This window comes from Sediminibacterium sp., from assembly GCF_030695065.1.
Taxonomy (GTDB): Bacteria; Bacteroidota; Bacteroidia; order Chitinophagales; family Chitinophagaceae; genus Sediminibacterium.
The window spans coordinates 481,940-507,858 of sequence record NZ_JAUYTR010000023.1; the positions used below are offsets into that span (position 1 = coordinate 481,940).

24 protein-coding genes are annotated in these 25,919 nt (G+C 35.3%); 12 read left to right on the forward strand and 12 right to left on the reverse strand.

Translation table 11 applies throughout. The annotated features are described in order from the left end of the window. The first annotated feature begins 146 nt into the window (after positions 1-146). Positions 147-1,094, forward strand: coding sequence for a UDP-3-O-(3-hydroxymyristoyl)glucosamine N-acyltransferase (locus Q8S25_RS12880; protein WP_305538394.1), 948 nt, complete (start codon positions 147-149; stop codon positions 1,092-1,094). Here Q8S25_RS12880 and Q8S25_RS12885 read toward each other — a convergent pair. The 3 genes from Q8S25_RS12885 to Q8S25_RS12895 are packed head-to-tail and all read right to left on the reverse strand — an operon-like array spanning position 1,089 to position 3,144. Next, on the reverse strand, positions 1,089-2,063 hold the full coding sequence (locus Q8S25_RS12885; protein ID WP_305538396.1) for an NAD-dependent epimerase/dehydratase family protein: 975 nt from the start codon (positions 2,061-2,063) through the stop codon (positions 1,089-1,091). The genes Q8S25_RS12880 and Q8S25_RS12885 overlap by 6 nt on opposite strands. Then, on the reverse strand, positions 2,060-2,479 hold the full coding sequence (locus tag Q8S25_RS12890; protein WP_305538398.1) for a Fur family transcriptional regulator: 420 nt from the start codon (positions 2,477-2,479) through the stop codon (positions 2,060-2,062). Before Q8S25_RS12890 ends, Q8S25_RS12885 begins: the two co-directional genes overlap by 4 nt. 8 nt (positions 2,480-2,487) lie before the next feature. Further along, on the reverse strand, positions 2,488-3,144 hold the full coding sequence (locus Q8S25_RS12895; protein ID WP_305538400.1) for an SCO family protein: 657 nt from the start codon (positions 3,142-3,144) through the stop codon (positions 2,488-2,490). Positions 3,145-3,226: 82 nt separating this feature from the next. Here Q8S25_RS12895 and Q8S25_RS12900 point away from each other — a divergent pair, with 82 nt between their 5' ends. From Q8S25_RS12900 to Q8S25_RS12915, 4 genes are read left to right on the forward strand one after another with little or no spacing between them, the layout of a single operon-like run. Further along, a complete protein-coding gene (locus Q8S25_RS12900; RefSeq protein WP_305538402.1) occupies positions 3,227-3,619 on the forward strand; it encodes a MerC domain-containing protein in 393 nt (130 codons plus the stop codon). A gap of 38 nt (positions 3,620-3,657) precedes the next feature. Beyond that, a complete protein-coding gene (locus Q8S25_RS12905; RefSeq protein WP_305538404.1) occupies positions 3,658-4,800 on the forward strand; it encodes an FIST signal transduction protein in 1,143 nt (380 codons plus the stop codon). A 13-nt stretch (positions 4,801-4,813) separates the two neighbouring features. Continuing rightward, a complete protein-coding gene (locus Q8S25_RS12910; RefSeq protein ID WP_305538406.1) occupies positions 4,814-6,328 on the forward strand; it encodes an ATP-binding protein in 1,515 nt (504 codons plus the stop codon). 21 nt (positions 6,329-6,349) lie between these two features. Then, positions 6,350-7,744, forward strand: coding sequence for an MATE family efflux transporter (locus tag Q8S25_RS12915; RefSeq protein WP_305538408.1), 1,395 nt, complete (start codon positions 6,350-6,352; stop codon positions 7,742-7,744). On the opposite strand, the gene corA is transcribed toward Q8S25_RS12915, so the two are convergent. Beyond that, the gene (corA, locus tag Q8S25_RS12920) at positions 7,741-8,838 is read right to left on the reverse strand and encodes a magnesium/cobalt transporter CorA (protein WP_305538410.1); all 1,098 of its coding nucleotides are present in this window, start codon (positions 8,836-8,838) and stop codon (positions 7,741-7,743) included. The two genes, Q8S25_RS12915 and corA, sit on opposite strands and share 4 nt — an antisense overlap. A 54-nt stretch (positions 8,839-8,892) precedes the next feature. On the opposite strand from corA, the gene Q8S25_RS12925 reads away from it, so the two are divergent. Then, on the forward strand, positions 8,893-9,864 hold the full coding sequence (locus tag Q8S25_RS12925) for a YheT family hydrolase (protein WP_305538412.1): 972 nt from the start codon (positions 8,893-8,895) through the stop codon (positions 9,862-9,864). On the opposite strand, the gene Q8S25_RS12930 is transcribed toward Q8S25_RS12925, so the two are convergent. Beyond that, on the reverse strand, positions 9,861-10,643 hold the full coding sequence (locus tag Q8S25_RS12930) for a DUF1080 domain-containing protein (RefSeq protein WP_305538414.1): 783 nt from the start codon (positions 10,641-10,643) through the stop codon (positions 9,861-9,863). The two genes, Q8S25_RS12925 and Q8S25_RS12930, sit on opposite strands and share 4 nt — an antisense overlap. 109 nt (positions 10,644-10,752) lie before the next feature. Between Q8S25_RS12930 and Q8S25_RS12935 the strand changes: the two genes are divergently transcribed. Continuing rightward, the gene (locus Q8S25_RS12935) at positions 10,753-11,397 is read left to right on the forward strand and encodes a response regulator transcription factor (protein ID WP_305538416.1); all 645 of its coding nucleotides are present in this window, start codon (positions 10,753-10,755) and stop codon (positions 11,395-11,397) included. A gap of 5 nt (positions 11,398-11,402) precedes the next feature. Here Q8S25_RS12935 and Q8S25_RS12940 read toward each other — a convergent pair whose 3' ends face one another. From Q8S25_RS12940 to Q8S25_RS12950, 3 genes are read right to left on the reverse strand one after another with little or no spacing between them, the layout of a single operon-like run. Further along, the gene (locus Q8S25_RS12940; RefSeq protein ID WP_305538418.1) at positions 11,403-12,839 is read right to left on the reverse strand and encodes a TolC family protein; all 1,437 of its coding nucleotides are present in this window, start codon (positions 12,837-12,839) and stop codon (positions 11,403-11,405) included. 11 nt (positions 12,840-12,850) lie between these two features. Then, the gene (locus Q8S25_RS12945; protein ID WP_305538420.1) at positions 12,851-16,027 is read right to left on the reverse strand and encodes an efflux RND transporter permease subunit; all 3,177 of its coding nucleotides are present in this window, start codon (positions 16,025-16,027) and stop codon (positions 12,851-12,853) included. Between the two features lie 7 nt (positions 16,028-16,034). After that, entirely contained in the window at positions 16,035-17,189 is a 1,155-nt protein-coding gene (locus tag Q8S25_RS12950) for an efflux RND transporter periplasmic adaptor subunit (protein ID WP_305538422.1), read from the reverse strand. Between the two features lie 164 nt (positions 17,190-17,353). On the opposite strand from Q8S25_RS12950, the gene Q8S25_RS12955 reads away from it, so the two are divergent. Together Q8S25_RS12955 and Q8S25_RS12960 are read left to right on the forward strand one after the other, a co-directional pair. Next, positions 17,354-17,968 carry a DapH/DapD/GlmU-related protein gene (locus Q8S25_RS12955; RefSeq protein ID WP_305538424.1) on the forward strand — a complete coding sequence of 205 codons (615 nt, stop codon included), beginning with the start codon at positions 17,354-17,356 and terminating at the stop codon, positions 17,966-17,968. A gap of 143 nt (positions 17,969-18,111) precedes the next feature. After that, positions 18,112-18,858: an acyl-CoA desaturase gene (locus Q8S25_RS12960; RefSeq protein WP_305538426.1), complete on the forward strand. Its 747-nt coding sequence runs from the start codon at positions 18,112-18,114 to the stop codon at positions 18,856-18,858. Here the strand turns inward: Q8S25_RS12960 and Q8S25_RS12965 are convergent. Genes Q8S25_RS12965 through Q8S25_RS12975 form a run of 3 tightly spaced genes read right to left on the reverse strand, consistent with a single transcriptional unit; the run spans position 18,855 to position 20,696 of the window. Then, on the reverse strand, positions 18,855-19,505 hold the full coding sequence (locus tag Q8S25_RS12965; protein WP_305538428.1) for a hypothetical protein: 651 nt from the start codon (positions 19,503-19,505) through the stop codon (positions 18,855-18,857). The genes Q8S25_RS12960 and Q8S25_RS12965 overlap by 4 nt on opposite strands. 10 nt (positions 19,506-19,515) lie before the next feature. Then, a complete protein-coding gene (locus Q8S25_RS12970) occupies positions 19,516-20,040 on the reverse strand; it encodes a GNAT family N-acetyltransferase (protein ID WP_305538430.1) in 525 nt (174 codons plus the stop codon). Continuing rightward, positions 20,037-20,696 carry a hypothetical protein gene (locus tag Q8S25_RS12975; RefSeq protein ID WP_305538433.1) on the reverse strand — a complete coding sequence of 220 codons (660 nt, stop codon included), beginning with the start codon at positions 20,694-20,696 and terminating at the stop codon, positions 20,037-20,039. The genes Q8S25_RS12970 and Q8S25_RS12975 overlap by 4 nt, the downstream gene beginning before the upstream one ends. 271 nt (positions 20,697-20,967) lie before the next feature. On the opposite strand from Q8S25_RS12975, the gene Q8S25_RS12980 reads away from it, so the two are divergent. Together Q8S25_RS12980 and Q8S25_RS12985 are read left to right on the forward strand one after the other, a co-directional pair. Next, positions 20,968-22,065, forward strand: a complete 1,098-nt coding sequence (locus tag Q8S25_RS12980) for an alkene reductase (RefSeq protein ID WP_305538435.1) — start codon at positions 20,968-20,970, stop codon at positions 22,063-22,065. A 9-nt stretch (positions 22,066-22,074) separates the two neighbouring features. Next, on the forward strand, positions 22,075-22,791 hold the full coding sequence (locus tag Q8S25_RS12985; RefSeq protein ID WP_305538437.1) for a 3-ketoacyl-ACP reductase: 717 nt from the start codon (positions 22,075-22,077) through the stop codon (positions 22,789-22,791). Between the two features lie 11 nt (positions 22,792-22,802). On the opposite strand, the gene Q8S25_RS12990 is transcribed toward Q8S25_RS12985, so the two are convergent. Continuing rightward, entirely contained in the window at positions 22,803-24,692 is a 1,890-nt protein-coding gene (locus Q8S25_RS12990) for a fibrinogen-like YCDxxxxGGGW domain-containing protein (RefSeq protein ID WP_305538439.1), read from the reverse strand. Between the two features lie 68 nt (positions 24,693-24,760). Here Q8S25_RS12990 and Q8S25_RS12995 point away from each other — a divergent pair, with 68 nt between their 5' ends. Next, the gene (locus Q8S25_RS12995; protein ID WP_305538441.1) at positions 24,761-25,906 is read left to right on the forward strand and encodes a serine hydrolase; all 1,146 of its coding nucleotides are present in this window, start codon (positions 24,761-24,763) and stop codon (positions 25,904-25,906) included. The last annotated feature ends 13 nt before the right edge of the window (positions 25,907-25,919 follow it).

Below are 25,919 nucleotides of genomic sequence, written 5' to 3' on the forward strand. Positions count from 1 at the left end.
TGCAATTTTTTTGTTCATTAATTATATAATTAAAAATACACGATAGAAAATTCATTTTTTTGAACAAAGATTTTGCTCCAATTGCTAAAAAAAAATTTTCGGGAAAGCACAGCATATTACCTTTATTGTTGATTAAAACCAGCCAAATGAAGTTTCCATCGCCAGTATCCGTTTCTTGGATGTCTACTTTTATTAATGCATCTGTTGCAGGAAATACCAGTGCTTCCATTTTAGGCATCAATGAAATTCATAAAGTAGAGCAAGGTGATTTGGTGTTTGTTGATCATCCAAAATATTATGATACCTGTTTACATAGTGCTGCTGATTTTATTATCATCAATACTGCTGAAGTAACCATTCCAAATGGAAAAACAATTTTTGTTGTTGCCGATCCTTTTGAAGCGTACTTAAAAATTGTTCAACATTTTAGTCCTTTTGTTAAAGCAAGTGAAGCAATTGATTCTAGTTTACAACTTGGAGAAAATTCCATTATCATGCCTAATGTATTCATTGGAAAAAATGTAGTGATAGGAAATAATTCCATCATTCACCCTAATGTAACCATTCATGCAAATACTAAAATTGGAAACAATGTAGTAATACAATCTGGATCAGTAATTGGTGGGGATGCATTTTATTATAATACTAAAAAGAATAGACCGGTTTGGTATAAAAAAATGTTGAGTTGTGGTAATGTGGTAATTGAAGATGACGTAGAAATTGGAACAGGTTGTATGATAGATCGTGGAGTAACAGCTGAAACAAGAATAGGTCAGGGAACTAAAATTGACAATATGGTTCATATTGGTCATGATGTTACCGTCGGAAAAAATTGTTTGTTTGCCGCTCAGGTAGGCATTGCAGGTGGTACTATTATAGAGGATGGAGTTACGCTTTGGGGTCAAGTGGGGGTTAGTAAAACATTGACCATTGGTGCCAATGCCGTAGTGCTGGCACAAAGTGGAGTACCCTCTTCACTTGCTGGTGGAAAAACTTATTTTGGCTATCCTGCTGAAGACGCTTCAATTAAAAGAAGAGAACTGGTTTGGATCAAACGTATTCCTGAATTATGGAAGAAAGTAATGGAATCATAATTGGTATTTCTGCTTCAATTCCCCGCAGATTCGACCAATAGACTCAGATAATGGGGTATAAGTAAATGCAGGAAACTGTTTTAAGAGCTTGGTATTATTGAAGCTCACTTTAGCCCTAGCTGTTTTAGCTGTCTCTTTGGTTAATAAAGGGTCTTTTCCGCTGAAAAATGCTTTGATCGCTTCTAGTCTCCAAACAATTGCAGCAAGTATAGGAGTCACTTTTTTATGCGGTGGCTTTTTTTGAAAGGCGGCTGCAATCAACCCAAATAGGTCTTTATAAAATGCATTGTGCCCGCTTAAAATAAAACGTTCTCCATTAATGGCACTATTCATTAATAATACCATTGCACGCACAACGTCTTTTACATCTACAAAACCACTCATGCCTTCTGTATACCAAGGGAATTCATTGTAAGCAGATTTAAAAATGCCCGACGACCCAGCTTCCCAATCTCCGTTTCCTAAAATAATTACTGGATTCACTACCACTACCGAAAGCCCTTCGCTCATACCTCTCCAAACTTCCATTTCTGATAAGTATTTGGTTTTTCCATATTCGCTATTACTGGTTTCTGGCGTCCAGTTCATGGTTTCGTCTATAGGCTTGTCTTCTCTTATTCTGCCCAATGCTGCAACAGAACTTACAAAGAGTAATCTTTTTACTCCTTTATTAATACATGCGTTTACCACGTTTGCGGTACCCTCAATATTGGTATGCTGCATAGCGCCCTTTTTGGCAGGGTTAAAAGACACTACTGCTGCACAATGGTACACTTGGTCTATTTGGTCCATAGATTCTTCTAAAGACACCACATCTAATATATCTCCCTTAATCCATTCTACCCCTTCGGTATTGTTGATTGTTGGAATAGTGTTTCTATACAATGCTTTTACTGATTGCCCTGTTTGAACAAGCTGTTGCAATAAATGAGAACCAACTAAACCTGAGGCACCAGTTACTAATATCATTGTTCGCATTTATTACAGGTTCCACTAATAACCAAGTCTGTTTGTATTGCGCTGAAACCCTTTGGTAGCTTTACTTTTGGAACACTTACTTCGTCAATGCAATAAGTAGTACCACAGTCGTCACAAATAAAATGAACATGGTCATCGTGGTGATGTCCGGCCGCGCATTCATCTTTGCAAAGCGCATAACGAACAGAATTATCCGAGGTTGGAATGGTATGAATAATTCCTTTTTCTACAAATGTTTGAAGCGTTCTATAGATCGTTACCCGATCAAAATCTTCGCTGCTTTTTTGTTCAATATCACCGTGCGCCAATGCATTACCAGTTTCCCAAAAAAGAGAAAGAATCTTTTTTCTAGCTTCAGTTATACTGAGCTGGTGTTTCCTTAAAATGGCTGTTATTTTATCCTGCATTAATAATGCTATGGGTTGTTATTAAAAATTCCATTTACAAAATTACTATTGGCAGATCTTTCTTTAAGCAATTCTTGAATGTCTTGCTTTAGTTTCTCTATCTCATCTTTCTTAAGCCCGTCATAAATTTGAGAACGAACTTTTCCATCTCTATCAACCAAAGCAAAAAATTGGGTATGTATAAACTGATCTTCAATTTTTTCTACACTATTTTTAGGGTCATCTAATAAGTAGGCGCTTCTGGCCAATTGGTATAAACTGTCTTTGCGCCCTGTTACCATCACCCATTTTCTGCTATCTATTTTTAAGGAATCCGAATAGTGTTTTAATCTTGGAACAGAATCTGTTTCTGGATCACAAGTATGTGCCAAAATCATAAAGTCGGGCTCAGATTTAAATGTTTCGTAAATCCCCTTCATATTGTTGTTCATTTTAGGACAGATTCCTTTACAGCTGGTAAAGAAATATTCCACAACTGTTACTTTGCCCAATAAATCTCTGTCGTTAAATGGGAGCCCTTCTTGAGTGGTAAATTGAAAAGGCTTAACGTAACTAATTACAGAAAGCTTTCTTTTCCACTTATCTGTTCCCCTAAACAGGAAAAAATAAAAAGCACCCAATAAAACCAAAAAGAATCCTAGATACACCAATACTCTCTTGCTCATAGTCTATATTATTTGGTAAAGGTAAGATAGATTTACAACAAATATTTTGCAACAAAGTTGCATTGTTGTAGTTTTGTGCTGAATGAAATTTAAGATGAATTGGGACGCATTGGGAATTGCCACTTCGGTGGCCTGTGCAATCCATTGTGCCCTATTACCCCTTTTTCTTAGTAGTTTGCCTTTATTTGGCGTAAATATTATTGAGAATATTCGTTTCGAATACTTTATGATTGTGCTGGCTTTTGTATTGGGTATTTACGCATTGTACCATGGATTTAAAAAGCATCACCATAGTTGGTGGCCAATCAGCTTATTCTCGCTTGGTATTTTATTTCTTATAGTCAAAGTTAATTTTCACCAACTAGAATTGATACTCTTAATCCCTTCTGTTGGACTTATTGTTGTTGCCCATTATCTTAACTTTAAGCTTTGCAGGGTGCATGACCATGCCCATAAGGATGATTGTGCACATTAATTGAAAAGGGCTATCTTTAAGTATAAAGATTAAGTTTAATGAAAACGGCCCAAATTCAATATAGTTTAGGTAAGTGGATAGTAGATGATATTCCAACAAATTTTCCGGCAGAAAAAGCACAGTTAGTGCTTGTTTTTGGTTCTGGTGAATTGATAACTAATCAAACATTGTTTGATGAAATCCGATCAAAATTTGCTCATGCAGACATCGTTAGTTGTTCAACAGCTGGCGAAATATTACACAATGAAGTGTATGATGATTCTGCAGTAGTAACTGCAGTTTATTTTGAAAAAGCAAGCGTTAAGTCGGTATCAGTAGAGATCAATAAAAATGTAAATAGTTTTGAAACGGGCAAGTCTTTAATGAGCCTATTAAGCCAAGATGATTTGGTATCGGTATTGGTTATTTCTGAGGGATCCTTTGTGAATGGTTCAGACCTAGTTGCCGGATTCAATGAATTAAATACTAATAATATTCCTGTTACAGGTGGATTAGCTGGTGATGCTGCTCGTTTTGCAAAAACACAAGTTGGTTTAAATACAGTGGCAAAAGAAGGGACGGTGGTTGCAATAGGATTTTACGGAACCAATTTAACCATTGGACATAGTTCTTTTGGAGGCTGGGATGAGTTTGGGAAAGAGCGAGTTATTACCAAATCTACTAAGAATGTATTGTATGAAATTGATGGTAAAAAAGCATTGGATTTATACAAAGAATACTTAGGTCCATATGTAGATGAGCTGCCCGGCTCTGCATTGTTATTTCCTATTTCATTAAGAACCAATGATGTTGATAAAAATTTAGTTAGAACCATTTTAAATGTGAATGAAAAAGATGGTTCTATGATTTTTGCTGGTAATATGCCAGAGGGAAGTAAGTTAAGATTAATGAAAGTGAATTTTGAAAAAGTGATTAACGGCTCTTCCATTGCTGCTACTAATACCTCTTTGATGCATAAAGACCACCATGCAGATTTGGCAATATTAATTAGCTGTGTGGGTAGAAAACTTATTTTGCAAGATCGAACTTCCGAAGAAGTAGAAGCTGCACAAAAGGTATTTGGCAATCATACCGCCATTACTGGTTTTTATTCCTATGGTGAATTATCCCCTTTTAATCCTGGTTCCAATTGTGAATTGCACAATCAAACCATGACCATCACTACTTTTACAGAAATATAATTATTGCCACTTAATGTCTTATCATAGTTTACTTCAAAAACAAATTTCACAATTTCTATCACCTGCGGAAGAAATTAACCCAGCTATTGCTAAACTCTTGGCTGCTATTAACAATAGCTATTCTTCTTTTGAAAGAGATAGAAAAATTACCGAACATGCATTTGATGTAAGTGAACAAGAATACCAAAGGGCTACAAAAGATTTACAAGAACAAAACGATATACGTAAACAGTCTATATCAAAACTTAAAGAAGCTATACGAGCGCTTGATCCTTCTGCTCCTCAGCAATTTGCAGATGACAACGACGACCTTATTGATATCATTTCGTTTTTAGAGAAACAAATTCTCAAGACTAAACAATTAGAACAAGACCTAATAAACGCTAAGGAAGTTGCAGAAAAAGCTGCATTAGCAAAAAGTGAGTTTTTGTCTGTGATGAGTCATGAAATTAGAACTCCGTTGAATGCAATAATTGGAACCATAATGTTATTGCAATACCAAGACCTAGCGCCAGATCAAAGAGAGCTCTTGAATGTAATGGAAATTTCTTCTGAGAATTTGTTAAGCCTAATTAATGATGTACTAGACTTTAGTAAATTAGAAGAAGGCAAAATTATTTTTGCTGAACGAAATGTCAATGTATTGCATTTTCTTAAGAATATTAAGATGGCCAATCAAGTAAAGGCCGAAGAAAAACGCAATAGAATTAAGATTACCTACGATGACGATATACCTGAGTTTTTGGTATGTGATGATGTAAGATTAGGACAAATTTTAAATAACCTTATTTCCAATGCTGTAAAGTTTACGAAAGACGGCACCATTACTATACGGGTTGAATTGAAAGCCAACAATAAGCAAGATGTAGATTTATTGTTCTCTATAGAAGATACTGGTATAGGTATACCAAAAGAAAAACAACATTTAATATTCGAAAGGTTTACTCAAGCAAATAATAATATTACTAGAGAGTTTGGCGGTTCTGGCTTAGGCTTAACCATTATTCGAAGACTATTACAACTTCAAGGAAGTGAAATATACATTGATAGTGATCTAGGTGTAGGATCTAAATTTTACTTTACACTTAAATTTAAAAAGAGTACAAGTGAAATAAGAGAAGAATCTAAGCAAAGTGGAAATGAAAACAAACCCGACTTAACAGGTAAAATAATATTGCTCGTTGAAGATGTTGAATTTAATGTAATGGTTGCGCAACGAATGTTGCGAAATTGGAATGCAGAAGTTGACTTAGCGGAAAATGGCGCAATTGCTGTAGAAAAAGTAAAGCAGAATCATTACGATTTAATTTTAATGGATATTCAGATGCCCGTGATGGATGGGTATACTGCAACCAGCAATATTAGAAAATTAAATAAGCAAATTCCCATTATTGCGCTCACCGCATCAGTAATAACAACAGATATTGAGGCCAAAGCAGTTCAAATTGGAATGAATGGTTGTTTATCAAAACCATTTAATCCTAATACGCTTTACACCATCATTTCAAATAATATAAAAGAGCAATAAACAAATCTTAATACACTATTGATGTCTAATGTATCTGTAGGTGGCCGTTTGCGCGCTATATTTTTATTGTTTAAAGAATCATTAAATAGTGAGGGGAAAGACTTTACAAAAGGAAGCTTGCGAAAAGCCATCTTTTTACTCGCGGTTCCAATGATACTTGAAATGTGCATGGAATCTGTATTTGCAGTAGTAGATATTTTTTTTGTGAGCAAATTAGGTTCAGCTGCAGCTGCAACAGTTGGTTTAACAGAGTCTGTTCTAACCATTATTTATTCTTTAGCAATTGGATTAAGCATGGCAGCAACCGCTATGGTGGCAAGAAGGGTGGGTGAAAAAGATACCAAAGCAGCTGCAGAAGCTGGTGCACAGGCTTTAATCATTTGCCTTTGTATAAGCGTACTTATTAGTATTGCTGGTTTGTTGTATGCACCTGAAATTTTGAGTTTAGTAGGCGCTTCCGACGAAATTATTAACATCGGTTCTACGTATGTAACCATTATGCTTACTGGAAATATTGTAATCATGTTGCTCTTCTTAATCAATGGAATTTTTAGAGGAGCAGGTGATGCAGCTATTGCCATGAAAAGCTTATGGTTGGCTAATCTGTGTAATATTGTATTATGCCCTATCCTGATTCATTTTTATGGATTAACAGGAGCAGCTATGGCAACAACTACAGGAAGAGGAATTGGCGTACTGTATCAGTTGTATCATTTATATAAAGGAAAGGGTTTGATTCAATTAGGCCTCTCTCATTTTAAACCTGTATTTACTGTTATTAAATCGATATTGAATATTGCATCTACTGGAACATTGCAATTTTTAATTGCATCAGCCAGTTGGATTTTTATGGCAAAAATTATTGCAGGTTATGGTAGTGACGCAATAGCAGGATATACAATAGCCATCCGATTAATTATATTTTTTTTAATGCCTGCTTGGGGTTTGAGTAATGCAGCTGCAACTTTAGTTGGGCAAAACTTAGGCGCAAAACAAATTGAACGAGCAGAACAATCTGTTTGGAAAACGGCTAAATACAATGGAATATTCATGGGAATAGTTTCCTTATTGTTTATAACAGCTGCACCATTTTTTGTGGGATTGATGAGTAATCAACCAGTGGTAATTGAAACAGGAGCAAGGGCACTAAGAATCATCAGCTTCGGCTATTTATTTTATGGAGTAGGTATGGTGATGATGAATGCATTCAATGGTGCAGGTGATAGTAGAACGCCTACCATCATTAACTTTTTTTGGTTTTGGATATTTCAAATTCCTGTTGCTTATTATTTATCGGGAAGCGCCAAATGGGGAACGAGTGGTGTATTTTGGGCTATAGTAATTACTGAAACCTGTATTGCCATCACCAGTATGATTTTGTTTAAAAAAGGAAGGTGGAAAAAAGTTAAAATTTAAAACCATCCTCTTTTTCTAAATATAAAAACCATAATGATTGGAACTAGAATCATTAATGTAGTGGCAATAAAAAATCCATTACGTTCATGCGCGTAAGGAATTACGTCAAAATTCATTCCAAATATTCCCCCAATTACTGTTGCTGGCGCTAGTAAGCACGTAACAATGGTCATTACCTTCATTACCTCATTCAGTTTTAAATTGACATTGCTTACATATAAATCGTGTAAGTTGATCATCATATCGCGATGGCTTTCTACTAAGTCGTTGGCCTGTACTATATGATCATAAATATCTTTAAAGTATTTTCTGGTTTTTTCTTCTAGCAGCTCACTATCTGTTCTTACAAATCCATTTACAATATCTCTAACCGGTCCAACATTTCTTTTTAATACTATTAATTCTTTTCTAAGCGCGTTTATTTCTGCCAAAGAACGCTTATTGCTGCTACGTATAATCCGTTCTTCTAGCATTTCAATTCGGTCACCTATTTTGTCCATTACCACATAATAGTTATCAACAATCATATCTATCATGGCATAGCACAAATAATCGGCACCGCTTAGTCTTAGTTTTGAATCAGTCATTCTTAGTTTTTCTCTAACCGAATCAAAAACATCTCTACTTGCGTCTTCTTGGTAACTAATAACAAAATCCTTTCCTAGTAATATGCTAATTTGCTCAGTTTCTACCGTACCTGCTTGATCATTAAAATAAAGCATATTCAATAAGCAATAGAGCACAGGATTAATTTCATCCATTTTTGGTCTTTGTCCTACGCTTAATATATCTTCTGCAATTAAATAATGAATTCCAAAATGATTGCACAATGATTCTACTTCCTTTTTTCTGATACCATCAATATTTATCCAGCTGATATTTCCATTGTCATTGAATTGATTACAGGTTTCAATTGCATCATAATTGAATTCATTTAATGAAGAAGGCGTGTAATCAAATACTTTCACCACTATTTTATCTGCTTCCTTTCTTTCGGGAGGAAGTGTAGGGTTTACTTTAAAAATATCCCTAGTTCTCTTGGTATTAAATAAAGCCAAAGGGTTCAGGAATTTTAAGTATTGGGTGCCAGTCATATATTGAAGTTAAATAAAATGAGGTATTTAATACATTTGCATACAATTTAGACAATGCCTATTTTAAGTTCTACTCAATATAAAACACCACTTCTTCAGTTTAATGGTCATTTGCAAAGTATTTATCCGAGTATTTTTAGAAAAGTTCCATTTGCATATGCAAGACGGGAACGACTAGAGTTGCCCGATGGAGATTTTGTAGACTTAGATTGGTCTGTAGCTAAAAAATCGGCAAATAAATTGGTCATTATTACGCATGGATTAGAGGGCGATTCTACCAGACATTATGTTACAGGGATGGCTAAAATGTTTCAAGCCAATGGATATGATGCTTTGGGATGGAATTGTAGAAGCTGCAGTGGTGAAATGAATAGATTGGTTCGATTTTATCACCACGGAGATGCCAACGATTTAAGAAGGGTAATTCAACATGCAATTGACCAATATGGTTACCAAGAAATAATATTGGTAGGATTTAGTATGGGGGGAAGTTTAACATTTCGTGCAATTGCAGAGTTTCCGGAAGAGGTTCCCACTCAAGTAAAGAGCGCTATTGGATTTTCGGTACCATGTAGTTTAAAAGGAAGTGTAGATGCACTATCTACCAAAGAGAATAATATTTATTTAAAGCGATTTTTGCGCAAACTAGGAGAGAAAATTAAATTAAAAGCAAAGTTGTTTCCTGGCCAAATTGATGCTACCAATTACGATCAAATTAAAACCTTTATAGAATTTGATAATAAATACACTGCTCCACTACATGGATATGAGAATGCTTTAGACTTTTATGAAAAAGCCAGTGTAGGCCCTTTATTACATCAAATAAATATCCCTTCTTTGATTGTGCAAGCAGTAAACGATCCTTTTTTATTATCGAATTGCATGCCTATTGAAACCGCAGAACAACACCCACATTTATTTCTAGAAATGCCTAAAAGGGGAGGTCATTGTGGGTTTATGGTGAAAGGTCAAATGCATACTTGGGCAGAAAACCGAGCCATTGAATTTGCCAGACAATTCAATTAGTTATTTAAAGGTCTAATCCAAATATTTCTGAAGCTTACCGGATTGCCGCCATCCATTCCGTGGTCTTGAATTACCAAAGGTTCCTTGTCTGCATGCTTTTTGTATGAGGCGGCTCCAATCCACTCTGTGCCACCCTGAATAGTCACATTATTTTGTACCAAAACTCCATTGTGAAAAACGGTTATGGTTGCAGGCTGTTGCAATGTACCATCCGAAAAAAAGCGAGGGGCATTAAATACAATATCATAACTCTGCCATTCACCTGGTTTTTTAGAAGCGTTCACTAGTGGAATAAATTGCTTATAAATACTCCCAGCTTGACCATTTGAGTAAGTAGGATTATTATAAGAATCTAATACTTGTAATTCATATTTGCCCATTAAAAAAATACCACTGTTTCCTCTGCTTTGCCCAGCTCCAGCAATTGTTGCTGGCGATTTCCATTCTATATGTAATTGACAACTCCCAAACTTTTCTTTGGTTTCAATATTACCAGAACCCTTCACTACATTTAAAATTCCTTGCGCATCCATTTTCCATCCCATTGCACCACCCCCTTCTTTTTGAAAAGCGTTGGTGTTTTTTCCATTAAAAAGAATAACGGCATCGGAGGGAGCATCACTGGCTAATTTTCCTGGCGTAACCATGGCAGGAATAGGTTCCCAAACTTCAGTTTTTTTAGATTCTTTTACTAAGCTGTCAATATTGGGTTTCTGCTGAGCAAAGCTGGCATTAGCAACAAAGCCACTGATAATGGTGGTTAAAAGCAATTGTTTCATTACTTGAATATCGTGAAAAAAACATAAAAAATTCGTATTTCTACGATATTGTTTGTGATTTTTAATAGGAAATTTACGTATTCATTCTTTCACAAATAAATGCATAGGTATGAAAAGCGCCATTAAAGTTTTTATTGCCGACAATCAATTAATGTACAAATTGGGTTTAAAAAGTATTTTAAAATCTTATGATACTTTAACACTAGTAGGTGAAGATCAGTATAAAGAAAATTGGGTAGCCGATATTGGGAAATATCAACCAGATGTAGTGTTGATAGATTTAGAATCCGATTCGGCAACTGTAGCAAAAACTGTTTTGCAAACAGCACCCAATACTGCAATTGTTTTATTGTCTTATGCCATTACCAATGAAATGATTCTGCATTTGTTAGATGTAGGCGCATTGGGTTTTGTATCAAAACATGCCGATCCAGATGAAATTGTAGAAGCTATACAAAGCTCCTACTTACAGAAACCCTATTTCTGTAAAATCAGTTCTGTGTGTTTAAGCAATATTGTTGCTAAAAATTATCAACTCCCCCATAAACTCACGGCTAATTTTACAGAGCGTGAACTACAAATTATTGAAAAAATTTGTGACGAAAGAACCAGTAAGGAAATAGCCAGTGAATTGCATTTAAGCAAAAGGACGGTAGAGGGGCATAGAACAAGAATCATGTTAAAAGTTGGTGCAAAATGTAGTGCAGGCATTGTTACCTATGCAATAACCAACGGTATTTACCAAAGAACATAATATAGTTAGTTCCAACCGCCACCCAATGATCGGTATAAATCAATTAAGTAAAGGAATACTGTTTTTTTACTATTGATTTGTTCTAGTTCAGCTTCTAAAACACCTCTCTGTGCAGTAACTACTTCTAAATAGGTGGCCAATCCTCCTAAATACAAATCATTGGATGCAGACACTGCGGCTTGTAATCCTTTGGTCTCTTGAACTTTTAGTTGGTATATTTTTTTGTATTGTTCTATACCGCTTAATTCGGTTTGAACTTCATGATATGCATAAATAATATGCTTTCTATAAATTTCAAATGCTTGTTGTTGTGTAGCAGTTGCCAATTGATAATTACCCTTCAACATATTTTTACTGAGCACAGGTGTTATTAAGCCACCTAATAAACCGTATGTAAGCGATTGAGGACTAAACAAAACAGAAGACCTAAAACTATTGAGTGCGGTATATGCACTAATATTTAAAGAAGGCAGAAATGCTTTTCTACTTGCTTCTAATTCTGCACCCGCAGCTTCTAATAATAGTTCTGCTTCTCTAATATCTGGTCTATTAATCAAAAGTTGAGCAGGGATACCAATTTGTATAACATCAGGAACAACTAAGTCTATAATGGGCTTCCCTCTTTTTATTGTAAAATCATATTTTCCAGAAATAGCACCCAACATATTTTGGGTTGCTATAATTCTTTGTTGCATTACATTCAACATACTTTTGGTGCCCAACAACTGCGCACTAAATTGTTGTACAGCCAATTCTGTTGCTCTGCCACCTGCTTTTTGTACTTTAACTATTTCAACAGCATTTTCTTGAAGTTTGATATTGTTTTGTAAAATCTCCAATTCTTTATCTAATGCCAATAATTCATAGTATAAGCCAGCAACCTGTGCAACTACTTGTGTTGTTGCCCATTGTCTAGCTTGTTCGGTGGCTAAATATTTACTGTATGCCGCTTTTTTTTGATTGGATAATTTACCCCAGATATCTGCTTCCCAACTGCTTCTGAATCCAACAAATAAATCAGGCATATTCAATGGAACTTGCTGATCCTTTCTAATATTGGGAGACAGATTCATATCGTAATTGCCCAACCCATTCATGGTATAGTCTCCAAACTTATCTACCCCTGATGATACAACCGCATCTAAGCTTGGTTTTGTTAAACCCTGTGCCATTCCAAATCCTGCCCTTGCTGCGGCAATTCGTTGAATCGCAATTCTAATATCTGCATTGAATAGAATGGCTGTATCTATTAATGCTTGTAATGCAGGATCAGGGAAAAATAGTTTCTTTGGTAGGGTAGCAATACTATTACTGTCTATTGAATTTTGAAAAGCAGGGGGCAAAACTTCCGCCTTATTAATACTTACTGTTTTGGGCATTGCGCAAGAAACTGCAATAGAAACACTAACAATAAAACCAAAAGCGATGCGAATATTTTTCATATAAATGGGTTCTATCTATCAGATAGTTGTTCAGGATGTTCAACAATTGAAACGGCTACTTTCGCTGTTTTCTTTTTAGTTAATTGTTCAGATAACTGAGCAAAAATTACATAGAGACCAGGAATAATAATAACACCGAATATGGTTCCAAATAGCATACCACCAGCAGATGCAGTTCCAATAGATCGGTTACCAATTGCACCAGCTCCGGTAGCAATTACCAATGGAATTAATCCGGCAATAAAAGCAAACGAAGTCATTAATATGGGTCTTAATCTTGAAACAGCACCTTCCTTAGCTGCTTCTAAAATGGAGAAGCCTTGACTTCTTCTTAGCATAGCAAACTCAACAATTAAAATGGCATTCTTGCCTAATAAACCAATTAACATTACCAAAGCCACTTGGGCATAAATATTGTTTTCTAAACCCAATAATTTCAAAGCAACAAATGCTCCAAAAATTCCAGTAGGCAATGAAAGTATTACCGCAAACGGCATTAAAAAGCTTTCATATTGCGCCGCAAGAATTAGGTATACAAATAATAAACAAATTAAAAAAATGGATGCGGCTTGTCCACTAGACTCAATCTGATCTCGTGTTATACCAGACCATTCATAACTGTACCCTCTAGGTAATTTTTCTTTGGCCACTTTATCCACCGATTCAATGGCTTCACCACTACTAAACCCAGCACTTGCATCTCCATTTACCATTGCAGATGTGTACATATTGTATCGAGTTAATTGTTCTGGTCCATAAACCCTTTCAAGTTTAATAAATGTGCCGTAAGAAACCATTTCACCACGATCATTCTTCACATACATATTCATTAAATCATTGGGCTTGGCTCTATAGTTTGGATATGCTTGCACCATTACTTTATACATTTGGCCAAATCGAATAAAATTGGTTGCATAGTAGCTACCAATTAATGTTTGCAAATCGGTCATGGCATTGTCTACAGAAACTCCTTTTTTGGCAGCCATATCATAGTCAATATGAATCATGTATTGCGGAAAGCTTGGATCAAACCCGGTATACGCTGCACCAACTACACCAGCAGCTTTGATGTCTTGAATTAATTGGTTGGTTACATTAGCAGTTTGTTGCAAGTCTCCTGAACCTGTTTTATCAATTACCCTTAATTCAAAACCACTGGTATTTCCAAATCCAGGTACCGTTGGAGGAGGCATGAATTCTATATTGGCATCTTTTATTTTACTGGTTTTGTCTCTTAAAATAGGAATCAATTGAGCTACAGTTTGTTCTCGATCTTTCCAAGGTTTTAAGTTAATCATCATCATACCGTATGATGCACCCGCAGCTTCAGTAATTAAACTATAACCACTTAGTGTGGTTACGTTTTCAACAGCAGGAATGTCTTTTATTACTTTTTCTAATTGAACCAAAACATTCTCTGTTCTTTCCACAGTTGCGCCAGCAGGTGCAGACACGTTAACATAAATAATTCCTTGATCTTCCGTAGGAATAAAGCCGCCAGGTAAAATACTATTTACACCAGCCGTCCCAACAAAAAATACAACCAATAATGAAATAGTAACCATTTTTCTTGCACTAATCCAACTAACCAAATTCATGTATTTGTTTTCAGTAGCCGAATAACCTTTGTTAAATGATGTAAAGAATCGCCCTAATAAATTTTTTCTTTTTGGTTGCTCATGAGTGTTCTTTATCAGTAGCGCACACAATGCAGGTGTTAGGGTTAATGCATTAATACCAGAGATCACAATAGATACTGCCAGCGTTAGTGAAAACTGTCTATAGAATACACCCGCTGGTCCCGATAAAAAAGCAACAGGAATAAATACAGCAGACATCACCAATGTTATGGCAACAACCGCACTAGCGATTTCTTTAATAGCAGCAAGTGTTGCGTCCATTGCCGATAAGTGTTGCTCTTCCATTTTAACGTGCACAGCTTCAACCACCACAATGGCATTATCTACTACAATTCCAATGGCCAATACCAATGCAAAGAGGGTTAATAGATTAATGGAGAAGCCCATTACTTGCATAAATGCCAATGTTCCAATTAATGCTACAGGAACAGCAAGCGCAGGAATTAATGTAGACCTAAAATCTTGTAAGAAAATAAATACAATAATGAAAACTAATATAAAAGCCTCAATTAAAGTTTTTACCACTTCTTTAATAGAAGCATCTAAGAAACGCGAAACATCATAAGCAAAATTGTATTTCATGCCCGGAGGGAATGATGTTTCTTTTAGTTCTGCCATTCTTGCTTTTACCTTGGTAATTACATCTTTTGCATTAGAGCCAGGGCGTTGTTTTAACATAATGGATGCAGATGGTTTACCATCTGTTTTAGAAATCATGCTATAAGTCATTGCTCCAAATTCAACATCGGCAATATCTTTTAAATACAATATTGATCCGTTGTTTTCTGATTTTACTACTACATTTTTATATTGATTGGGCTCAAAGAATTTACCTGTATAGCGAAGAATATATTGCAAGCTTTGCGGCGTTTTACCAGAACTTTCACCTGTTTTTCCTGGGGCGGCTTCCACGTTTTGATTGCGTAATGCATTAATTACATCTTGTGCAGAAATATTATAAGCCAACATTCTATCGGGCTTTAACCATACCCTCATGGAATATTCTTTTTGTCCCATGATTTCAGCAAATCCCACGCCATCAATACGCTTAAGTTCTTGTAGAATATTAATGTCGGCAAAATTATAAATGAACTGTTCATCTGCAGCGGTGTCTTCACTCATCACATTCAAGTAAAGCAGCATACTATTTACATCCTTTTCGGTGGTAACACCGGCTTTAATAACTTCTTCCGGAAGCTCATCTAATACTGTACTTACACGATTTTGTACACTTACTGCTGCAACATCGGGATCAATTCCTACTTTAAATGCAACTGTAATAAGCGTAATTCCATTGTTACTAGAAACCGATGACATATAAGTCATTCCAGGTACGCCGTTGATGGCTCTTTCTAATGGAGTGGCAACCGCTTTGGCACATACTTCAGCATTTGCACCTGTGTATTTTGCAGTAACAGTTACAGAAGGAGGAACAATATCAGGAAACTGAGTAATAGGCAAAGTGAACAAAGAAAGTACTCCCAGTAAAGTAATGATTATAGAAATTACCAAAGAAAGTACTGGCCGTTTAATAAATGTTTCTAGCATGATTGCTTTAGTTGATGGTTAATGCTGTTTGCATAAGACTGTCTAAATTCATTTTCATGGGTTTAATTTTAGCACCCTGACGAATACTTTGAACACCTTCATAAACAATATTCTCACCTGGTTTTAAACCAGCTTCAACTATATAATATTGAGCTACTCTTCTACCTGGTTTAAATGCACGCATTTGAATGATATTGTCTTTGTCTACAACAAAAACAAATGTTTTGTCTTGAATTTCAAAAGTGGCTTTTTGAGGAATAATGATTGCATTTTCCACTGAAGTAGTTAGTCTGGCTTTTCCAGAAGCCCCATGTTTTAATAATTTATTTGGATTGGGGAAACGAGCTCTAAATGCAATGGCACCCGTATTTTCATTAAACTCCCCATCACTTGTTTCAATTTTTCCAGTATATCCATATTGCGTTCCATCAGCTAATACTAACGTTACAGGACGATCTTCTTTTAATCCTTTCAAAACAGCTTTTCTATATTGCAAATATTCATTTTCAGAAATATTAAAATAGGCGAACACATTGTGCACATCTGAAATGGTTGTTAATAATGCACCAGGATCAATTAAACTTCCCATTTTCAGCGGAATTCTATCAATGATACCATCAAATGGAGCACGTATAAAAGTATAAGACAATTTAGTTTCTGCACTGGTTTGTGCAGATAAAGCTTCGTCAATTCTTGCTTTAGCAGCACTTACTTTTGATACAGCCAATTCATATTCTGTTTTTGCAATTACATTTTTCTCTACTAAAATTTTTGTTCTACCTAATTCTAATTCGGCTGCTTTGGCTTCTGCCATGGCATTAGAAACAGCAGCCTTAGCTTTAGCCAATTCTGTTTTGTATTCAAGGTCATTTATTTGAAACATGGGTTGACCCTTTTTAACTTCATTTCCTTCGTCTACGAGTATTTTTTCTAAAAAACCCTGAACCCTGGCCCTTACTTCCACATTTTTCACTGCTTGTATATCAGCAACATAATCTGTTTGTAATAAGGTATCTCTTTGAATTACTTCTACAACAGGTAATGAAGGAATCAATTCTGCTGTACCAGTTTTTTCTTGGTCTCTGCAGGCCATGAAGGCAATTATTGTAAAAGCTAAAATGGGTAGAAAACGACGATTCTGAGCTGAAATAGGAGTATTCATGGCTTATTTTCAGTTAAATAAGCGGCAAATATACGTTTTTAATGTTTTTTTAATGTTTCATTATATAGATGGGGGTTTTCGGGCTATTTTTCCGGTTAAAGCTGATAATTTGAGTTTGAGAAATTAAAATTGGTGTGTAGGCTTACTGATTATATTTTTATACTATGAGTATAGTGGAAAGGATTAAATTGAACCCAAGGTTAAAGAAATTGGTTTACTGGCTTATGGTTCCTGCAACTACACCAGGATGCAGGCTATGGGTTCGTTTATTTGTTAATCCCTTTATTCATAAAATTTCCCGCAAAGCAACTATCAGAAATTATGCAAGGCTAGATCTTGCACCTTGGAATATGTTTTCAATAGGTAAAAAAGCGGTAATAGAAGATTTTTGTTGCGTTAACAATATGGTAGGTGATGTAATTATTGGAGACAATGTTCATCTAGGTTTAAGTAATACCCTTATAGGACCAGTTCGTATTGGAAACAATACCATCTTGGCTCAAAACATTGTTTTATCTGGGTTAAATCATGGGTATTCGGACCCTGATATTCCAATAAAAGATCAGAAGGAAACAACTGCAACCATTGTAGTTGAAGAGGATTGTTGGATTGGAGCCAACTCTGTAGTAGTTGCAGGCGTAACCATTGGAAAGCATTCAATTGTAGCAGGAGGTTCAGTTGTTACTAAAAATGTTCCACCATACACCATAGTAGGGGGAAATCCTGCAAAAGTTTTAAAACAATATAATCCCTTAACAAAGAGTTGGGAAAAACCTTAAGCTATTCATATATCTTTTTTAATTGTGTGATAATCTACTGTGCAATTACAGCCCGTATTTTAATTGAGAGTCATTAACAAAAGATTTTTATTTAAAAGAATGCCTAATCTTTGCATCTCTTTTAACGAAATCCATTCGATTCTATGGCTGCCATTATCATTTTCCTTGTACTTCATTGGTATCTCTCTCTTTTTGGACAAACATTTTATTTACATAGATACTCAGCACATAAAATGTTTACCATGAATAAATTCTGGGAAAAGTTTTGGTATATCTATACCTGGGTAACACAAGGAACATCATACTTAAATGCAAGAGCTTATGCCATATTACATAGAATGCATCATGCATACAGCGATACCGAGAAGGACCCACATACGCCACATTTTTTTAAAGAAGTATTTACGATGATGTGGCATACCAAAAAAGTTTACCATGGAGTTTTAAAAGGAACAATGCCTGTTGAACCAAAATTTGATAAAAATTTTCCTGTTTATCCAATCATCGATAAAATTGCAGACAGTTGGATTACAAGAATATTTTTTGCGCTAGTATATATTACATTCTACTATTTCTTTGCAACAGAATGGTGGATGTTTTTATTCTTGCCTATTCATTTTTTAATTGGACCAATTCAAGGTGCGGTGGTTAATTGGGCAGGACATAAATATGGATATAGAAATTTTCCACAAGAAAAAGACCATTCAAAAAACACATTAATCATTGATTTCTTAATGTTGGGAGAGTTATTTCAAAACAATCATCATCATGCTGGGGCGAGACCTAATTTTGCAGCTAAATGGTGGGAAATAGATCCTTGTTATCCAATCATTAAAATCTTTCATTGGATAGGGATTATTAAGTTAGTTCCAATTAAAGCGAAGAACTAGTTTTTTGACCATATTTCGTAGATAGGATCTCCTTTTGAACTAAGGCCACTATGGTGCCATTGCCCATTTTCAATCTTACCAGTAAAATTGAGCGATGCTCCTACTCTTGAAGAGTCACGACTGAAGAATTCAATATTCTCAGTATACTTTCCATTGATAAAACTGTAAGTACCTCCACCAGTACCAGCGAACTCACCAGTTTCAATATTGATGGCCATCCATTGAAAGCGGGTACCTGTTAACAATTTGTAGGTACGACGTGCTCTAAGTGGGTTATCAGTAAATTGATCACCATTTTTTCTTCCGCTCATACGCCAATTTCCAGCTAATACATTTTCACCTTTATCAATTAATATTTGGTGCTTCTCACCAAATGAAATCTCTTTTGTTTTTCCAACTGCAGCTTTATCTCTAGAATCAAAGTGAATAGTTATGAGTAGCTTGTTTCCTTCTTTAACAAATGGTCCACCCCAAGTATAATTAAAAGCTTTGGTATTTACATTGAATTTGGTCTCAACAAAATAACCATCCATTAAACAGATAACTACTTCTTTATCTTCTTTAGATGTATAAGCTCCTTTTAAATTTTGTTGTGCTTGAACCGATAAGCTAAAAAAGATTGCGGCGATTAAGTAAATGGTTTTCATAAAAATAGAATTAGTTGTTGATTTCCAATTTCATTAATAAATCTGTTTGAACGTCGTTTCCTAAAGTAAATAAATGACTACTAAATACTTTAAATCCATTTTTTTCATAAAAACGAATGGCTCTTGCATTCTTTTCCCAAACACCTAGCCAAATATAAGTTGGTTCATGGGCTTTCCCTTTAGTAATTGCATTGTCTAATAAAAATTGACCAAGTCCTTTTCCAAAATATTCTTTTAGAATATATATTCTTTCAATTTCAAAAGCTTTTTCATCAATTAATTCAGTTTGCGCAGTACTCCAATTTAATTTTAAATAACCAACTACCCTTTTGTTTTCGCTAACGAAATAAAAAGTGGAGTTCGGGTTATTGAGTTCTTCAGTTAACTTTTTAATAGAAAGTTCTACCTCTAAATAATTATTTAAGTCTTCTTCAGTATTATGCTCGGCAAATGTTTCACTAAAAGTAATACGACTAATCTGTTGTAATTGATTTACATCATCCGAACTAATTTTACTTAAAGTATATTTATTCATAATTGATTTTGAATAAAATATTCAACTGCTTGACTTTTTTGTTGATCTGTCAGGTCTATTACAACTAATTTTTTATCATATTCTTTATTTAACAAAACTGATTTTCTAATTCTATTAAAATCAGACTCAGCAATTTGTGCTACAACCAAAGATTCTTTTTGTTTCCAGGCTTCTGCGTCAATAATCATATCGGCTTGTCTTCCATTTACTCCCAGCTGATCCATTAATTTTTTCCTGAACTTGGCCTTGTAACCGGTAACCAATTGAGCTTTAGTAAGTGTATCGTAGCTTTTAATAAACCTAAGCTGGGTAATGGCACAACCTGTTGCATTCATTCTGCTGATCAATCCTTTTGCTCTATCTCCAGTTATAGATAAGGCTTTGTATTTTTTTAGTACTTCTTGGTTTACTTCATTTGCGGTAGCAAAAGTATCGTTGGTGTTGGCTTCAATTTTTAGTTTTTGTAAAGTAGCCCAATAATTTATTTGTCCAATTTTATTGGCTGTTTCTTCCGAAATACTCAATTCTTTCATCAATATTCCTTTTTCGCAATAGCCAAATAGTTCTAGTTGTTCTTCCGGTGTCCATTGTTGCGCGTGAGCCATTATTGTTGAAAAGCCTAAAATTGCTAAAATGCTCCATAATTTCTTTTTCATATTCGATTGTTCGTTTAAAATTAAATGATAGCCATTTGATGTAATTTTGCAGTAATGTTCGAAGTATTCTTCTCTCAAGTTAAAGATAAAGTGTTGCTTTCCGAAGCAGAGCAAAAGCTTGTTAAACATTTTTTTCGCCCAAAAAATTAGAAGGAAACAGTATTTGCTTCAGGAAGGAAATATATGTAGGCATTTAGCATTTGTAAAAAAAGGGCTTTTGCGTTCTTATAATGAAGACGAAAAAGGAATTGAACATATATAAAACAACAATATGAATAGTTCAGTATTATTTACGCCATATCAGTTGGCAGGATTGGAGTTGACTAATAAAATGGTGATGGCGCCAATGACCAGAAGCAGGGCAGACAATGCAGCAGGCGTTCCCAATCTGTTAATGGCAACTTATTATGCACAAAGAGCAAGTGCAGGATTAATTGTAACTGAGGGCTCACCAGTAAGCAGTTGGGGTGTTGGCTATATTAATGTTCCCGGTATTTATACCGAAGAACAAGTAGAAGGCTGGAAGTTAGTAACTAAAGCAGTACATGAAAATGGAGGCAAAATTTTTATACAATTATGGCATGTTGGAAGAATGTCGCATCCTGATTTTCACAATGGAGCATTACCGCTTGCACCATCAGCTATTAATCCCAATGAAAAATCTTACACCAAAAATGGGTTTACTGATACAGTAACGCCTAAGGAAATGACTATTGAAGATATCAAGCAAACCATTGAAGATTTTAAAAATGCAGCAGCAAATGCTATCAAAGCAGGCTTTGATGGCGTAGAAATACATGGCGCTAATGGTTATTTATTGCAACAGTTTTTTAATGCTACTTCTAATAATCGTACAGATGAATATGGTGGTTCTATTGAAAATCGCACTAGAATTTTATTTGATATTTTAGATGCATTTAAAGGGGTTATTGAATATAGTAAAGTTGGATTAAGATTAAGCCCAAGCTTAAATGGTTTATTTGGAATTACGATGGATGAAACTACCATAGCTACACACGATTATATCGTAAATAAATTAAATAAGTATGGATTGGCTTATCTGCATTTAACAGAGCCATTTGTTCCAGTTGATCATTTACCATTTGCAGTAAAAGAAATAGCAAAGCATTATAGACCTATTTACAAAGGCACTTTAATTATCAACAGAGGCTTTAATAAGGAAACAGCTACAAAGGTTTTAGAAGCAGGCGATGCAAATTTAGTAGCATTTGGAGTTCCATTTATTGCTAATCCAGATTTAGTAAATAGGTATCAATTAGATGCTCCATTAAATGATGTAGATCAACAAACTTTTTATACCCCAGGCGAAAAAGGATATACCGATTACCCTATTTATTCAGCACAATAATAAATTATTATGGAATCATTGAAAAATAAAGTAGCTCTAGTAACAGGAGCAGGAAAAGGAATTGGAAAAGCCATTGCCATTGCATTGGCAAACGAAGGTGTGCATATTGGTTTGGTAGCTCGAACTGAAAAAGACCTTCAGGAAGCTGCTGCTGAAATTAATGCGCTAGGAGTTAAATCAATTATTGCCCCTACTGATATCAGTAATATTAATGAAGTAAACTGGGCAGTAGAGAAAATTGAAAATACATTAGGTCCTATTGACATTTTAATTAATAATGCAGGCACGGGTACATTTGGTAAATTCTTAGATCTATCCCCTGAAGTTTGGGAGCAGCAAGTGAAAGTCAATTTATTTGGTGTGTATTATACCACTCGGGCAGTGTTGCCTAATATGATGAAGCGTTTAACAGGGGATATTGTAAATATATCTTCTACAGCGGGTTTAAAAGGGGCAGCAACAACCAGTGCTTACAGTGCATCTAAGTTTGGTGTAATGGGATTAACAGAGTCATTAATGCAAGAGGTTCGCAAATACAATATCCGGGTAACAGCAATGGCTCCTAGCACTGTTGTAACTGAATTAGCTCATTCAGCTAATTTAATTAACAACAATGAAGATCGATTGATGCATCCAGAAGATTTTGCAGAATTGATTATTGCACAATTAAAATTAAACAGAAGGGTATTTGTAAAAGACAGTTCTATTTGGTCTACTAACCCTTAAAATAAGTAGCGTTACCTGACCCAGTACCAGATGGTGACTGGGTCTGTTACGCAACCTTCTATCCCGCATCCACCAGCAATCCATGGAGCGGGGGACCAATTGGTAGCACTTGTTACTAAAGTTCCCCACCAAGAATCATTGCAGCTTGAGCTAGTAGTTAAAAAACCAGCGCAATTACTGTACCAAGGCATTCTTTCTTCAATGCCGTCATTATTATAAACCCAGCTACCAAATTTAGTATTCAGGGTAATATTGGTTTGGGAATTATTGTTGTTGATAAAACTATAATTGCCATTGGCTGTCCAAATAGCTCCATTGCTTCTTCTGGTTACCGCATCAATCATGTACTGAAATCCGCTGGCACTTTTTTTAATATAATCGGCCCATCCAACTATGGAGTAGCTGGTGCTAATACTGGGGCTACTAGTATTACGCTCAATCGTATTGGCAAAAGTCCAGCCACTATTAGAAGCATTTGTCAAAAGTAAGGTCCAACCACCTCCATCGGTGGTCATATCTGCATAAATTTGAAAAGGAGTACCGCCATTGATATTGGCGTTTTTAATCCAATACAAACCATCTGTAGAACTGGGATAATCTTGTTTAATTTGATAAGCACTACTGGATGCATTACTTGCCGATAAGCCATCATAAGCGGTTCTTGTTCTATTAATAACGCCTGATTTAGATACCGCTTCTGCTCCACCTATTTTACCAAATTTATCTACATAATCTGCGGTATTGTCGGTAATTTTTCCTGTTTTGGTGATGATATTATTGACTCCATTCACGGTAAGTGTGGCAGTAATACTACCGCTTGAATAGTTGCCACCAGCTGCCTGGTTTGCAGTAATGGTGGTGCTTCCCGGCCCAACAATAGTAACAGTTGATCCACTTATTGTAGCAACTGCAGTATTGCTGCTGCTGTAACTAAACAATCCATTGCTATTGCTACTTGGCGTATTTAAAATAAATGGTTCATCAAATCGATACCTAGTAAGATTGGCAAAACTGCTTAAGCTAGGGGAAGCAATATAAAATCCATATTGATTGTTTTCTATAGTTTGTCTATCTGTATTAGATAAGCTTGAATTAAAAGTAATAAGCTCGCTAATATATCCATTTAAAGGTTCATTGTATGCACCTGATCCGCCCATATTCATTACTCTTGGAATTCCGTTGTTATTAGCAGTAGTTTGTGCAACACTTTTTCTATAAGAGCTGTTTCCGCTTCCTGTTTGAATTACTGTAAAAACTTCTACTTCGGTGGTAGACCAAGCTTCATTAATATTGTGATTAAATCCACCAGCGAACCAAGAATGTTTGTCTTGATATGGCCCTACCAACCAGTTGTTGCTCCCTTGAATTGCTCTTCTTAAATGAGTTGAACTTTGGTTCGCTTTGCTGCCAGCAACCAAGTTTACACTAATGGGGTTTGAAGTTAAATAGTTGGCCGTTACACAAGCCATGCCATCGTAAGTTGATGAAGCTAATCCATTTTCTTCTCCTTGAAAAAAAACGGTAGGTTTTGTATTTCTTGTATAAATCACTCCAGATTCAATGATTACGGGTTGTTTATCTGTAGTTGCCTGTGCTAAATTTCTTGCATTACCACTTTGATCATACCAAATTGTAAGATATCCGGTATTTGAACCAACGAAACTTGTTAGGGCATCAGTATCTAAATTTCCACCAGCCGTAAATCCAATGTCTTGAGTAGTATTATCGTTGCTTCTTCTAACTTGAATGGCGCTTCCGCTATACGTACTGCTTAACTTTCTCAGGCTATAAGCAGATGCGGCATAATTACTACTAGTTAAACCAATATTATCCAAAGTATTTTGCGCTAAAGCGGGTAAAGCAATTACTACTAAAATAAATATTTGAATAGTCTTTTTCATTGGATTGATTGGGTAATGGCATTAAGCATTTAAATTTAAGCAATCAAACATAATATAAATCGTATTTCATGCCTAAGACCTATTATTTTTTATTGGTAGTACTTCTATTAATTTCCGATAAAGCCGAATTAATAGCACAAAATAAAGAAGCCGAATCGGCTATTCAAGTCATAATGAATAGCCATAAGGTAATGGGGATGTCTGTAGCAGTAGTAAAGAAAAATGAAATTGTGTATGCGCAATCTTTTGGATTAAAGAACCAAGAAATGCAAACACCACTAACCAATTCAGCCATTTTTAGAATTGCATCTATTTCAAAGTCATTTTCAGCTACTGCCATCATGCAGCTAGTAGAAAAAAGATTGATATCGTTAGATGATGATATGAGTAAGCTGGTAGGGTTTATTATTCGTAATCCCAAATTTCCTGAAACACCAATTACCCTTAGAATGGTATTGTCTCATCGATCTTCTATCAATGATAGTCAAGGTTACTTTAGTTTAGATGCTATTAATCCTGCTAAGAATGCCAACTGGGCTAAATGCTATAATAACTATGCTCCAGATTCGGGATATATGTATTGCAATTTGAACTACAATATGGTAGGAACCATTATTGAGAAAATTTCGGGGGAACGATTTGATACTTATATTCAGCAACATATTTTGCAACCTTTGCAATTATATGGGGGCTATTGCGTAGACTCATTAGATAAACAAAAGTTTGCCGCTATATACGAGTACAATAGCGATTCTGTAAAGTTTATTTTGTCCCCCAATGCCTATGCTCCAAGAAGCGAGGAAATTGCCAATTATACAATGGGTTATTCAACACCCATTTTTTCTCCAACCGGAGGAATGAAAATCTCAGCAACTGATTTAGCCAAATACATGATCATGCACAGTAGGATGGGTAAAGCCAATGGCAAGAGAATTATTTCTAGAAGAAGTGCCAAGCAAATGCAAACTATGCTTTCAGAAAAAGAACAATATGGATTGGCTCTTTCCAAATCGAATAAGTTAATTAATGGAATTACATTAACAGGACATACTGGATCGGCTTATGGATTAAACAGCGCAATGTTTTTTGAGCCAAATAAAAAATATGGTTTTGTAATAATTATCAATGGCAGTGAACAAAAATATATAGATGGATTCAATGCAATAATTAAGAAAACTGTAAATAGCTTATACGAAAACATCATATTAAAGTAACAGCTTTTCCGTT

Bases quoted from the DNA above. Each gene is read 5' to 3' on its own strand.
- Q8S25_RS12955 (WP_305538424.1), top strand. From the start codon at position 17,354: ATGAGTATAGTGGAAAGGATTAAATTGAACCCAAGGTTAAAGAAATTG.
- Q8S25_RS12935 (WP_305538416.1), top strand. From the start codon at position 10,753: ATGAAAAGCGCCATTAAAGTTTTTATTGCCGACAATCAATTAATGTAC.
- Q8S25_RS12915 (WP_305538408.1), top strand. From the start codon at position 6,350: ATGTCTAATGTATCTGTAGGTGGCCGTTTGCGCGCTATATTTTTATTG.
- Q8S25_RS12995 (WP_305538441.1), top strand. From the start codon at position 24,761: ATGCCTAAGACCTATTATTTTTTATTGGTAGTACTTCTATTAATTTCC.
- Q8S25_RS12990 (WP_305538439.1), bottom strand. From the start codon at position 24,692: ATGAAAAAGACTATTCAAATATTTATTTTAGTAGTAATTGCTTTACCC.
- Q8S25_RS12985 (WP_305538437.1), top strand. From the start codon at position 22,075: ATGGAATCATTGAAAAATAAAGTAGCTCTAGTAACAGGAGCAGGAAAA.
- Q8S25_RS12965 (WP_305538428.1), bottom strand. From the start codon at position 19,505: ATGAAAACCATTTACTTAATCGCCGCAATCTTTTTTAGCTTATCGGTT.
- Q8S25_RS12890 (WP_305538398.1), bottom strand. From the start codon at position 2,479: ATGCAGGATAAAATAACAGCCATTTTAAGGAAACACCAGCTCAGTATA.
- Q8S25_RS12910 (WP_305538406.1), top strand. From the start codon at position 4,814: ATGTCTTATCATAGTTTACTTCAAAAACAAATTTCACAATTTCTATCA.
- Q8S25_RS12880 (WP_305538394.1), top strand. From the start codon at position 147: ATGAAGTTTCCATCGCCAGTATCCGTTTCTTGGATGTCTACTTTTATT.
- Q8S25_RS12960 (WP_305538426.1), top strand. From the start codon at position 18,112: ATGGCTGCCATTATCATTTTCCTTGTACTTCATTGGTATCTCTCTCTT.
- Q8S25_RS12945 (WP_305538420.1), bottom strand. From the start codon at position 16,027: ATGCTAGAAACATTTATTAAACGGCCAGTACTTTCTTTGGTAATTTCT.
- Q8S25_RS12925 (WP_305538412.1), top strand. From the start codon at position 8,893: ATGCCTATTTTAAGTTCTACTCAATATAAAACACCACTTCTTCAGTTT.
- Q8S25_RS12970 (WP_305538430.1), bottom strand. From the start codon at position 20,040: ATGAATAAATATACTTTAAGTAAAATTAGTTCGGATGATGTAAATCAA.
- Q8S25_RS12900 (WP_305538402.1), top strand. From the start codon at position 3,227: ATGAAATTTAAGATGAATTGGGACGCATTGGGAATTGCCACTTCGGTG.
- corA (WP_305538410.1), bottom strand. From the start codon at position 8,838: ATGACTGGCACCCAATACTTAAAATTCCTGAACCCTTTGGCTTTATTT.
- Q8S25_RS12895 (WP_305538400.1), bottom strand. From the start codon at position 3,144: ATGAGCAAGAGAGTATTGGTGTATCTAGGATTCTTTTTGGTTTTATTG.
- Q8S25_RS12980 (WP_305538435.1), top strand. From the start codon at position 20,968: ATGAATAGTTCAGTATTATTTACGCCATATCAGTTGGCAGGATTGGAG.
- Q8S25_RS12885 (WP_305538396.1), bottom strand. From the start codon at position 2,063: ATGATATTAGTAACTGGTGCCTCAGGTTTAGTTGGTTCTCATTTATTG.
- Q8S25_RS12940 (WP_305538418.1), bottom strand. From the start codon at position 12,839: ATGAAAAATATTCGCATCGCTTTTGGTTTTATTGTTAGTGTTTCTATT.
- Q8S25_RS12930 (WP_305538414.1), bottom strand. From the start codon at position 10,643: ATGAAACAATTGCTTTTAACCACCATTATCAGTGGCTTTGTTGCTAAT.
- Q8S25_RS12975 (WP_305538433.1), bottom strand. From the start codon at position 20,696: ATGAAAAAGAAATTATGGAGCATTTTAGCAATTTTAGGCTTTTCAACA.
- Q8S25_RS12905 (WP_305538404.1), top strand. From the start codon at position 3,658: ATGAAAACGGCCCAAATTCAATATAGTTTAGGTAAGTGGATAGTAGAT.
- Q8S25_RS12950 (WP_305538422.1), bottom strand. From the start codon at position 17,189: ATGAATACTCCTATTTCAGCTCAGAATCGTCGTTTTCTACCCATTTTA.